At 30.2% G+C, this 13,045-nt stretch carries 7 protein-coding genes; all 7 read left to right on the top strand.

Annotated features, from left to right (window positions below; translation table 11 throughout):
• Window positions 1-295 precede the first annotated feature (295 nt).
• The 7 genes from QMG30_RS05930 (at window position 296) to QMG30_RS05900 (ending at window position 12,929) form a co-directional block, all read left to right on the top strand.
• Window positions 296-1,285 carry a hypothetical protein gene (locus QMG30_RS05930; RefSeq protein WP_281813263.1) on the top strand — a complete coding sequence of 330 codons (990 nt, stop codon included), beginning with the start codon at window positions 296-298 and terminating at the stop codon, window positions 1,283-1,285.
• A 280-nt stretch (window positions 1,286-1,565) separates the two neighbouring features.
• Window positions 1,566-2,552, top strand: a complete 987-nt coding sequence (locus tag QMG30_RS05925; protein ID WP_281813260.1) for a hypothetical protein — start codon at window positions 1,566-1,568, stop codon at window positions 2,550-2,552.
• Window positions 2,553-2,759: 207 nt separating this feature from the next.
• Window positions 2,760-3,797: a LacI family DNA-binding transcriptional regulator gene (locus QMG30_RS05920; RefSeq protein ID WP_281813258.1), complete on the top strand. Its 1,038-nt coding sequence runs from the start codon at window positions 2,760-2,762 to the stop codon at window positions 3,795-3,797.
• Between the two features lie 70 nt (window positions 3,798-3,867).
• A complete protein-coding gene (locus QMG30_RS05915; RefSeq protein ID WP_281813256.1) occupies window positions 3,868-5,028 on the top strand; it encodes a galactokinase in 1,161 nt (386 codons plus the stop codon).
• An 18-nt stretch (window positions 5,029-5,046) separates the two neighbouring features.
• Window positions 5,047-6,045 (top strand): UDP-glucose 4-epimerase GalE, encoded by a 999-nt coding sequence (galE, locus tag QMG30_RS05910; protein ID WP_281813254.1) that lies wholly within the window; start codon window positions 5,047-5,049, stop codon window positions 6,043-6,045.
• A gap of 234 nt (window positions 6,046-6,279) precedes the next feature.
• Window positions 6,280-7,803, top strand: coding sequence for a UDP-glucose--hexose-1-phosphate uridylyltransferase (gene galT, locus QMG30_RS05905; protein ID WP_281813252.1), 1,524 nt, complete (start codon window positions 6,280-6,282; stop codon window positions 7,801-7,803).
• A 377-nt stretch (window positions 7,804-8,180) separates the two neighbouring features.
• Window positions 8,181-12,929: a hypothetical protein gene (locus QMG30_RS05900; protein WP_281813250.1), complete on the top strand. Its 4,749-nt coding sequence runs from the start codon at window positions 8,181-8,183 to the stop codon at window positions 12,927-12,929.
• Window positions 12,930-13,045 lie beyond the last annotated feature (116 nt).

The following is a 13,045-nucleotide window of genomic DNA, read 5'->3' as shown; positions in this document are numbered from 1 at the left end:
AGATATATAATTTCTATATCTAAAGATAAATATAAAGTTATATTTTATATAATATAAAATAAATTAACTTAAATTAATTATTAACTTTATATTAAAAATAGGATTTTGAAATTAACTCGTATAATGTTAATTATATTAATTATCTGATGATTATACAATATTAAATTAATTAATATAATGAAAACTTTAACTAAAAACGGTATTTGTTAGAATATATTGACTAATAATGTTAAAAACACTAAAATATGCTTTGTAAGAAACCAAATAAAACAATTATAAGGAGACGATGTAAATTATGAAGAATTTAAAGAAAATGAGTCTAGGTTTTTTAGTAGCAGTACTTATGTGTACGAATGTAGCAGTTTATGCAAGTAATGGTGACCAAGTAAGGACACAAGTTATTAAAGCAGTTGCTTTAGGACATAATGCAGTAGAGCTTACCTTTAATAATGAAGTAGACAGAGAAGCGGCAGAAGATGTTTCTAATTATTATATACATAATAAACATGGCGTAGTAAATCATGAAGTTAATGTTAAATCAGCAGCATTAGATAATAACAATACTATAGTTATACTTAGTGTTGATAATCTAAAAGAAGGTACTGTTTATGAGATTAATGTAGATAGTATTATGGATTTAGATGGTCATAAAACAGCTAATAGTAGTAATACATTTAGTGTTGAAACATCAACAAATGTAGTTAAAGTTATGACTATGGCTAGTGAAAAAAATAAAGTATTTATAAAATTTAGCCGTCCATTAAACCAAGAATCAGCAGAAGATGTTTCTAATTATAATATTTGTACTCAATATGGAATAATACAATATGTAAACATTCTTTCAGCTGAACTTGATTCAACTAGAACTATAGTTACACTTAATACTTCTGGAATGAAAGATAGTATAGTATATTCACTTGGAATCGGTAGAGTTATAGATTTCTATGGTGATAGAGTAAATAGTGGTATTGAAAAATTTGTTGCAGGAGCAACTGAACCAATTTATGTTTATGCAATAGATGAAAATACATTGGAAATTAGATTCACTAGAGAATTAAATAAAAAATCTGCAGAAGATGTTTCTCATTACTTTGTTTCTAACAAATTAGGTGTAGTATTTGATGTTGTTGATATCAAATCAGCAAAACTTGATTCAACTAATACTATAGTTACACTTAAGCTTGGTGATTATCCATCAGGTGTTACATATATAGTTGATATGGGTGGTATTGTTGATGTTAATGGAGAGAGAGTGGCTAATTATTCTATAGAATTTTCTAAATAGAAAGTAGTAAATTTAGATCAAATTATAAGTTTGTTGATGGTATAATTTTATATTATGTAGATGGGAAGCGGATATGTCTAGGGGGATGTATCCGCTTTTAAGTAATTGGTTTCCTTTGGCAATATAATCTTTATAAAACAGCATTTTAAATTAATTTAGTTAATTATTATAAGAAATGACTATTTAAATGACATATAATGTTGACATAATATGATTAAAGCAATAAAATGTAATGATAAAAATAAATAAATGAGACAAAAGATAAGGAGTGTAAGTATTTATGGAAAAATTAAGTAAATTCAGCGTTTGTTTACTAGTTCTAGTACTGTTTTGTTCAACTACTTTGGTGTATGCTAACAGTGAGGATAGAGAAAAACCAGAATTAAAATCGGTAATAGCAATAGACACAAATACAGTAGAGATAACTTTTAATGAAGCGGTAGATAAGACAACAGCAGAAGATATTTCCAATTATGTTATTTCTGAGTTGGCTGGAAATACTGAATTAGATATATTAAGTGCGGTACTTGATGAAACTAAAACTAAAGTTGTTATTGTTACAGATGAACAATGTGAAATGGTATATTCACTTGAAATTAGAGGAGTAACTGATTTAGCTGGGAATATTATAGATGATTGTCAAATGGCTTTTGTTGGTTTGAATTTAGATAAATTGAATCTTACTGATGTTAGGGCTGTGACAAATAAGATAGTGAGAGTTACATTTAACAAAAAAATCAATAAGGTATCAGCTGAAAATACTGCTAACTATGTAATCAAAGATAAAAATATTAATAAAGATATAAAAGTAATTAATGCAACATTAGATTCAACGGGTTGTGCAGTTACATTAACAACAGATGAAATGGGCAAATATATATATAATGTTGAATTAAATAACATAGTAAGTGTATCAGGAGAAACTTTAAATGATGTTGAAAGTAATTTTATTGGAGTAACTGCATCAGAAGAGTTTGTGATTACAAAAGTTAAATGCTCTTCAGATAATACAGTAGAAGTAACTTTTAATCTTGAAATTGAAGATTATAATATAAATGATATGACAAATTATGAAATTAATGAGTATAATAGTAACGAGAATATTCAAGTAAAGAAAGCATCTATATCTGCGGATGGTAAAACAATAGTATTAGAAACAGATATTTTAAGTGTATACCTATATGATCTTAAAATTAAAGATATATCAAGTGTATGGGGGCAAATATTAGAACCTGTTACTGTTAGTTTTGTAGGTAATTTCAAATAGCATAGATTGACAAAAAGGAGGTTGTCTCATGATTTGGTGAGATAGCCCCTTTTTATGTAATCAATTTATGCAATCAAGCTATTCAAAATAATATTAAAAAATGCAATATTTAAAGCACTTAAAAATATATTAATAATACTTGCAAATAAATATAAAATATATTATAATAATTTTAGAAAACCTTTTCTATAAATAGGAGGAGACATAATGGCTGAAAAGAAAAGAGCCACAATAGCTGATGTTGCCAAGTTAGCAGGAGTTTCTATAACTACAGTTTCAAGAGTAATGAATAAGAACTATCCTGTAAAAGAAGAAACTAGGCAGAAAGTAGAAAAAGCAATAGAAGAACTAGAATTTAAACCTAATTTACTAGCTAGAGGACTGATACATAATAAGACTCAAACAATAGGTATTCTTACACCTAGTATAGAAAACCTTTTCTTTTCACAAGTAGTAAAAGGTATCGATTCTATTATTAAGAATAAAGGATATACAACTTTTTTGTGTAATACGGAGGGTGATCCTCAACAGGAAAAGTTGATGATTGGCAATATGAAAGATAGAAGTGTTGATGGAATAATTGCTATTAACCCAAGAACCAATAATATAAAGTCTGGATATTATGAACTTATAAGTAAACAGATTCCACTAGTTATAATTAATGGTTATAACAAAGGAATTCGTTGTAATTATGTTCTTAATGATGGTGAAGTAGGAACACTAGAAGCACTTAGGTATCTATATGATGAAGGTCATAGAGATATAGCTTTCCTTAGAGGATTACATAGTTATTCTTATGATGTAAAAGAAAATATATACAAAGAGTTCTGTAAAGATAACAAGATTATGTTTAGTGAAGATGATGTACTTGTAATTAAAGATGGTAATGGACTAGAAGCTGTTGAACAATCCAAGGCTACTGTTGAGAATATGCTTAAAAAGAAGGATAAGATAACTGCTATATTTGCATGTAATGATTGGATGGCTGTAGGAGCTCTTAATGCAGCAAAAGCTCTTAAAATATCTGTGCCTGATAGATTTTCTATTATTGGATTTGATAATACGATTATCAGTCAGATAACAGAACCAAGTCTGACTACAGTAGACCAAAACATGACAGGTCTGGGGCAGACAGCTGGTAAAAGGATATGTGAAATTATAAAAGAGAAAGATAAGGAAAATAGGAAGATAATTATTGAGACAAAATTGATTATAAGAGACAGCGTTAATGTGATTAGTGAGTAAGAGGGCACCGTAGGTGATATTCATTGTGAATTAAAGAACAAAAAATCAAGAATGAAAGGAATGGTTGATGATGCAGAGACAGATTGTTAATAAGTTTTTGGAGTTATATGGTGGAGAGGCAAGTACAGTTAGTAAGTTTTTTGCACCTGGGAGAGTTAATTTGATTGGGGAGCATATTGATTATAATGGAGGTTATGTTTTTCCTTGTGCCATTGATTTTGGAACATATGCAGCAGCTAGGAAAAGAGATGATGACAGGATAAGATTTGCTACTCTTAATTTTGACCTTAGAGTGGAGGTTGATGTTAACGACATTACATATTTAGAAGAGCATGATTGGACTAATTATCCAAAAGGGGTGATTAAGGAGTTCATTAAAAAAGGTCATAAAATTGGTGGGTTTGATATTTTATACTATGGTAATATTCCTAATGGTTCAGGATTATCTTCTTCTGCATCACTTGAAGTACTTACAGCAGTAGTAGTTAATGATTTATTTGACTGTAATGAAGATATGGTTGAAATGGTTAAAATGAGTCAAATGGCAGAGAATCAGTTTGTTGGAGTTAATTGTGGTATTATGGATCAGTTTGCTTGTGGTATGGGTAAGCTTGACCATGCGATTTTACTTGATTGTCAAACATTAGAATATAAGTACGCTCCACTGAAATTAGATGGGTACAAGATTGTTATAGGTAATACTAAGAAAAGAAGAGGATTAGCGGATTCTAAATATAATGAAAGACGTTCAGAGTGCCAATATGCATTAGAATGTCTTCAAAAAGAATTAAATATAAAGAATCTATGCGAGATTAATATAGAAGAGTTTGAAAAGAATAAGCAACTTATTGACAAGGAAATTCCTAGAAATAGAGCTGAACATGCTGTAGAAGAAAATATGAGAGTTAAAGAAGCAGTAGAAGCTCTTAACAAAGGAGATATAATCACTTTCGGAAAATTGATGAATGCTTCTCATGAATCTCTAAAGGATTTATATGAAGTAACAGGTGTTGAACTTGATACTATGGTAGAGGAATCTAGAAAAATAGAAGGTACTATAGGGTCTCGTATGACAGGTGCAGGTTTCGGTGGTTGCACAGTTAGTATAGTAAAAGAGGATAGTGTTGATAAGTTTATAGAGCAAGTTGGTAAGAACTATGAAGCTAGAACAGGGTTAAAACCTGAATTTTATGTTGCTAATGTAGGTAATGGAGCTGGAAAGATTAATTAATAGAAGGGAGATATTATTATGGCAATTTTAGTATGTGGAGGAGCAGGATATATCGGTTCTCATACAGTAGCAAGACTTGTAGAAAAAGGTAAAGAGGTTATTGTTTTTGATAATTTACAAAAGGGTCATAAAAAGGCTGTACCTGAGGATGTTAAGTTATATGTTGGAGACCTAAGAGATAAGGATGCATTAGAAAAAGTATTTAGTGAGAATAGTATAGAAGCGATTATAGATTTTGCAGCAGATTCTCTTGTAGGAGAGAGTGTTACTGTGCCTCTAAAATATTATAATAACAATATGTATGGAACTATGTGTTTGTTAGAGAAAATGCAGGAGCATGATATAAAATGTATAGTATTTTCTTCTACAGCTGCTACATATGGAGAACCTGAGAGTATACCTATTCTTGAGACAGATAAGACTATGCCTACTAATCCTTATGGAGAGACTAAATTATCTGTTGAAAAGATGTTAAAGTGGTCTGATAATGCTTATGGGATTAAATATACTGCACTTAGATATTTTAATGCTGCAGGAGCTCATATTGATGGACATATTGGAGAAGATCATTCACCAGAGTCGCATCTTATACCTATTATATTGGAAGTTGCACTTGGTAAAAGAGATAAGATATATATATTTGGTAATGATTATCCTACAGAGGATGGTACTTGTGTAAGAGATTATATTCATGTTACTGATTTAGCGGATGCTCATATTTTGGCACTTGAGAGGTTGCAAAATGGTGGGGAAAGTACTGTATTTAATCTTGGTAATGGAAAAGGATTTTCAGTGAAAGAGGTTATTGACGTGGCTAGAGAAGTTACTGGTAGAGATATTAAGGTGGAGGAAGCTGAAAGGAGAGCGGGAGACCCTGCTGTATTGATTGCTTCATCTGAAAAGGCTGTTAAGGAACTTAATTGGAAGCCACAGTATAATTCTTTGGAGAAAATTATTGAAAGTGCTTGGAAGTGGCATGTTAATAATCCTGATGGATTTGGAGATCAATATTACTAAACCTTAAAACTCCTAGCGTCAGACATTTAAGGTTCTTAACGTAATATTTATTTTCACTCACTAAGATTTTCTAAGGGGAATTTAAAAGTATAAAAAGGTTATTACTGATTTGTAATTGATTATTGATAGTATATAATAGGTAATAAAAATTCAATAGGTTGATAAATTTTAGTTATGGATAATAATTGATTTGGAGGATATTGTAGATATTAGTATGAACTGGAGGTAGAAGTAGTGGCTAATGTTAAGATTAGTATTGAAAAGTTGATAAGATTTGGTCTTGTTAATGGGATGATTGAGAAGTGGGATATTCAATTTGTTAGGAATAGTATTATGGATATATTGGGTATAGATGAACCTTATGAGGGAGAGTTAGAAGATTATGAGGTTGAGGAGTCTGCTGTAGGAATTTTAGATGAGTTGTTACAGTATGCTGTTGATAATGATATTATAGAGGATAGTGTTACATATAGGGATATGTTGGATGCTAGGATTATGGCAGCACTTATGCCTAGACCTTCTGAAGTTGTTAGTAAATTTTATGAGATAGTTGATAATGAGGGGATAGAGAAAGCAACTGATTCTTATTATAAGTTGTCTAAGGATTCTAATTATATAAGAATGGATAGGATTGCTAAAAATGATTATTGGTTAGCGGATACAGATGTGGGTGAGTTGGAGATTACGATTAATTTATCTAAACCTGAGAAGGACCCTAAGGAGATTGAGAAGGCTAGAAGTATGCCTAGTGCTAAATATCCTAAATGCTTTTTGTGTATAGATAATGTTGGGTATCCTGGTAGATTGAATCATCCCGCTAGAAATAATCACAGGGTTATCCCTGTTGAGCTTAATGGTGAGAATTGGTATCTTCAGTATTCTCCTTATGTTTATTATAATGAGCATTGTATAGTTTTCAATGAGAAACATGTTCCTATGAAGATATCAAGGGATAGTTTTGTTAGGTTATTGTCTTTTGTTAAGAAGTTTCCTCATTATTTTGTAGGATCCAATGCGGATCTGCCTATTGTTGGAGGGTCTATATTAAGTCATGATCATTTCCAAGGAGGGCATCATGTTTTCCCTATGGAGAATGCACCAATAATAAAAGAGTTGAGGAAGGATAAATATCCAGAGGTTAAGATAGGTATAGTTAAGTGGCCTTTATCGGTTATTAGGTTATCATCTAAGGACATGGAGCAGTTGATTGAACTTGCAGATGAATTCTTGAATAAGTGGAGAAATTATTCAGATGAAAGTCTTGATATATTAGCTTATACAGAAAAAGATGGGGAGAGTATTCCTCATAATACAATAACACCTATTGCCAGAATTAATAGGGATGGGGATTATGAACTTGATTTAGTTCTTAGAAATAATCGAAGAAGTGAAGAACATCCAGATGGTATTTTTCATCCACATGCACATTTACATCATATTAAGAAAGAGAATATTGGTCTTATAGAGGTAATGGGACTAGCAGTTCTTCCTGCAAGGTTGAAAGAAGAACTAGCATTAATACAAGATGTTCTTACTGGTAAGATTAAAAGTATAGATTCATATAAGGAACTAGATAAACATTCTGAGTGGATTAATAAGATGGTTAGAGAATATGGAACATCACTTAATGCTAAGGAAGCAGAGGAATATATCAAAAAAGAGGTAGGTAATATATTTGGAGATGTTCTTAAATGTGCAGGAGTTTATAAGATGGACGAAAGAGGACTCGCTGGCATGACAAAATTTATAGAGGCTTAATATAATAGTTTAATATAAGAAATGGAATAGTGAAAATCACTTTGTTATTATGATTATTCAATAATGAAGTGATTTTTTATGTTGTTACTTCAAGTTGTTTTTTTATATTAAAGGAAAAAGTACAAGTCTATATTACGGTATTATTACAATGCAGGAAAATGCTTGTATTAATGGGCAAATATGGTATATAATTATTAAAGTGGCATTATTAACCAGATTATATATATTTTTCATATTAGAACTCTATTACAGATTTGTTACATATGTAGATATTATATTGACTGGAAAATAATGTAGTGCTATAATTTACCATGTGCTTGAAAGGTGGATAACCTTTCCAATTTTAAAAGCAAATTAAAAGGAGGAGAAATATTAATATGAAGAATTTAAAGAAACTTCTTGCATTAATGCTTTCATTAGCAATGATGGTTACAACATTTACTTTACCAGCATTTGCTGCTGATGATGCAACAGAAGAAACTACTGAAACTACAGAAGCTGCTGTTGTAGAAACAACTAATGCAGAGATATGTGAAGCCTTAGAATTATTACAAGGTGAAGGTCACGGATTAACTGAGGAATATCTTGCAAAAGAAACTCCAAGATGGAACGTTGCTCTTATGACTGTTAGATTAAGAGGATTAGAAGAAGAAGCAATGGCTTATGATGGTGAAGATACATTTGCTGATGCTGAACAAATAATTTGGGTTGCAGGACGTCCATTCCTTGGATACTTAAAAACTCATCCAGAATTAGGATGGTTAGGACGTGGAACAGATAATTTATTTGATCCATTAAGCATGATGACTATTCAAGAGTATTACAAAGTAATGCTTGAAGTATTAGGATATGCTCAAGGAACTGATTTCGAATGGGCAGAAGTAATGGATAAAGCTGATGAAGTAGGTATTGCCGTTGCTGGAGATGCTGAAAAATTAACAAACAGCCTTATCGCTGATGTAACAGTTGCAGCTCTTAAAGCTGAAACTAAAGATGGTGAAGTTCTTGCTGAGAAATTAGTAGAATTAGGAACTATCGATGAAGAAGTAGCTGCTAAATATGAATTAGTTAAATTAGCTCCTGATGCAGTAGCTGTTGATTCAGCTGTGGCTCTTAATTCAAAAGTAATTGAAGTAGGATTAGACGAAGCTGTTGAAGAAACTAATGCAGCTCAATTTGTTGTAACTGACAAAGATGATGAGATTTTAGAAGTTGAATCAGCTGAATTTGCTCCATGGGATGCTGATAAAAAAACTGTTTTAGTAACTCTTGGTGAAGAATTAAAGAGTGGTAAATTATATAAATTAACTTCTGGAGATGATTCAGTTAACTTTGGTGGTAGAAATAAAGATGAAGCTGCTCCTGAAGTAACTAAAGTTGATGCAACAAAATATAATCAAGTAGTAATTACATTTAGTGAACCAATTCAACTTTCATCATTAGAATTAGATATCTGTCAAGAATATGATTCTAAGAAAGATTTAGAAGTTCTAGATATGGAATATGATGGTAATGATACAATTGTATTAACTACTGAAGATCAAGATCAAGAATTATATGTTGTTGATGTTAAAACAGCAAAAGACTTTGCTGGTAATAACATTGAAGAACCAGATGAAAAACCTTCATTTGTAGGTGAACCAAGACCAACAGATGATATGAGAATCGTTCAAGCTTATGCTAATGAATATAATGAAATAGCAGTTAAATTTGATCAAAGTTTAACAGATGTAGATGCATCAATGTTCAAAGTATATGAAAGTAATGATGAAGATGAAGTTGTTGATGTTTTAGATGCATATGTAGCTACAAAAGATGATTATTATGGTGAGAAACAAATATCTGAGTTAAATGACAGTACTGTTCCAGAACAATATGTTATTTTAACAGTTACAGAGCTAGAAGATAATACATTATTTATAGTTGAAGCAAAAGATATGGTTTCAGAATGTGGAAACGATATTGATAAAGATTATGATACAATAAGCTTTGTTGGTGAATCAAAACCAGATACAGATTTCCAAGTAGTTAGAGCTAATTTTGTATCTAATACAGAAGTTGAAGTAATATTCGAAAGAAAAGTTAATGAAGATTTAGCTTCTGATATTGCTAATTATGATATATATGATGCAAATGATGACGATGAAAAGTTAAAAGTAAAAGAAGCAACAGTAAATGGTAAGAAAGTAACATTAAAGGTTGAATCCATGGATGCTGTTCTTTATGAAGTTAAGGTTTCTGACTTAAAAGATATTCATGGTAATGATATAGATAGCGATTATGATACTGTTTCTTTTGTTGGTGAAGAAGTAGCAGATGAAATATCAGCAATTGAAACTATCTATAGAAAAAATAATAATGATAATGAAATTATTGTAAGATTTGACCAAAATATTGGAGATAATGCTACAGATGTTGCATTATATAATATTAGTGATGATATTGGTATCCCATCTAAAGCTGTAAAAGCTAATGAGAATACTGGTGATAGCAGTGAATATAATAGAGAAGTAATTTTAACAATTCCAAAAACAACTACTGGTCATGTATATGAATTAACAGTTAGAAAAGGTATAAAAAATAGTGATGGTGTAGTATCAACTGATGAAATCACAAATACATTTACTGGTAGTGGTAGTTTAGCAACATTACCAAAATTTGGTGGTGTAGGTGTTATTGACAAATATACTCTTAGAGTATTTTTTGACAGAGATGTAACAGATAAAACTGTAAAAGGAAAAGTGTGGAAAAACGATCATATTATAGGTGATGTACTACAAGTAAGTAAAGATGGAAATAAAACTCCAGATTTCTCTTTAGGTGGTGCTTATGCATATAAAGATCCAGAACGTGATAATGCACTTATTATTAGATTAACAAGTGCACAAGTAAACACTTCAGGATATTCTTTTACTTCTGCTTATTGTACAGATAATGGTAATATCTATAAATTAATCGGAAATGTTGATTATATATATCATGATGGTGACAAAAACATTAGAAACTTCAGCTATAGTGATAAAGATGTAGCAAATCCAAAAGTAAAATATGTTATGGCTTTAAGCAATAATGTTATTCAAGTTACTTTCACTGATGCAGTTGATTTTAATGATGACTATTCTGCTTTAAGAGTATTTGCAGTAAAAGGTGAACCTTCAAATGAAGAGGCTACAAATGTTCATAAATTATTGATTAATAGTGCTACTACAAGTGATAATGTTGTTTACAGAATGAAATTATCAGGTAATATGCAAAGTAGTTACTATGATGGTTCTAAAGCATATTTCTATATGCCAGATACTGCTGCAACTGATATGTCAGGTTCAGTTCAAGTAAAAGATTCAACATCAAATGACTATCAATCTGTTGAATTTGGTGCAAAATATAAAGAAATAGAAAAAATAAAATCTTCAAGTGTTTGGGCTAATATGCCTAACAACAGAACAATTTTAGTTCATTATCCTGAAGCTATGGATGAAACAGATGTAAAGGCTGTAAGTAATTATGAAATAGTAAAATCTGATTATTCACATATAAGCATTGGTATAGATAATGCTATTTATAACTCATCAGATAATACAGTTGAATTATTCCTTAATGATGCTATTAGTAATATAAATGGTGTAAATAGTTTCTATTTAGCTATTAGTCAAAACGTTCATAATGAATTAAGAGATAATCAAATTAAAAATGAACATTCAACAACTAATGGAATAAATGGTATAATATTTAGATTTGCACAAGCTAAAGAAAAAGATGCTCCAGATGCTCCAGTTATTGATGAAGTAAAAGCAAACGATGACAGATTATCAATTGAAATTAAATTTGATAAAGACGTCAAGTTTATTAATTCAATAACTAATGATGTTTTAGTTAATTATGGTGTAGTAACTTCTGGTACTGACTTAAAGCAAATGGTATTAGACTCATTAACAATCAAAGCTGCTTTTGTTAACGATAATGTAGTAACAGTTGGTAATAATACTTCACCAGATAATTTCAATGATTACATTAAGAGTGTTAAGGTTATATCTGAAGATACATTAAAAGTAACATTTAATGATGATTTAACTGAAAATACTCAAGGTAAAGTTAGTACTAAGAATGATAGTGGAAAAGTAAAAATTGAAGCTAGAGATGGTGCAATTGCTAAGACTAATTCAGATGCGAAAGAAGTACCATTTGGTGTTGCTCCTTCAATCTATAAAGATTTAAATGCAGCTGAAAAAACTACTAGAGAAGCCGTAGAAATTTTTGAAAACGAAGTAAAGGCTACAAATGTAACAGAGTATGATGCTTTATTTACTAAATATGAAAATACAAAAACTACATTAAATAATTTACCTGATACTAGTAGTATTAAAGAAGAATTAAATAATAGCTTTAATACTAAAAAAGAAGCTGTAATTGATCTTCATAGTTATTCAGAAGATTTAAAACTTACTGTTGCAGAAGATTTATCTGATTCAGATAATTTAACTGCTGCAAAAGCAGATGAAACTCTAGCTAAACATGTTATTACTAAACTTGGAGAAGATGTTGTAGAGGAAGATTCTAATGCAGTTACAGAGGCTAGTGGATATATTACTGCTATAGATGCATTAATTGCAGCTGATGGAGAAATTACAATTTATAATAATGCTGTTAGTAATGCTGTTACAAAAACAGTTACTGCATTTGAAAACATTAATAATACATTAGAAGCTTTAAAAGGTGCTGAAGAATTTGATTCATTAAATGAAGCTACAAAAACATCAATTAATGGATATAAAGATGCAGAAGCTATTATCGCAGATATGGTTAATGGTGGAGAAAATCTATTAACTATTAAAGTATCTGATGATTCAAAAGATGTTATAACAGTAAAATTCGGTGCTGAAGAAGAAGTTTGGAATTTGAATGATGAAAAATTGACTGTAGAATGTAGTCCAAAGCTTGAAATAAATAAAACTGACGGTAAAGTAACTGCTACTGATGCTGTTACAGAAAACACTGATGGACTAAATATAACAGTAAAATATGCTGATTTCAATATTCAAACTACTGCTACAGTAAAAGTAACTTTTGAGGGAGAGACTAAAACAGTAGAAGTTACTCCTAATAATACAGAAGTAATATCTGAATAATAATAATAATTTATTAATCGAAATATTATTAGTAAAGGGGCTACAAAAGTAGCCTCTTTTACTTTAACTACCAAACTTGACTAAAATATAATATTGAACTAAAATATATTTATATT

It is taken from the genome of Vallitalea longa (genome assembly GCF_027923465.1).
Lineage (GTDB): Bacteria > Bacillota > Clostridia > Lachnospirales > Vallitaleaceae > Vallitalea > Vallitalea longa.
This window is presented reverse-complemented; position numbering and strand designations above follow the sequence as displayed.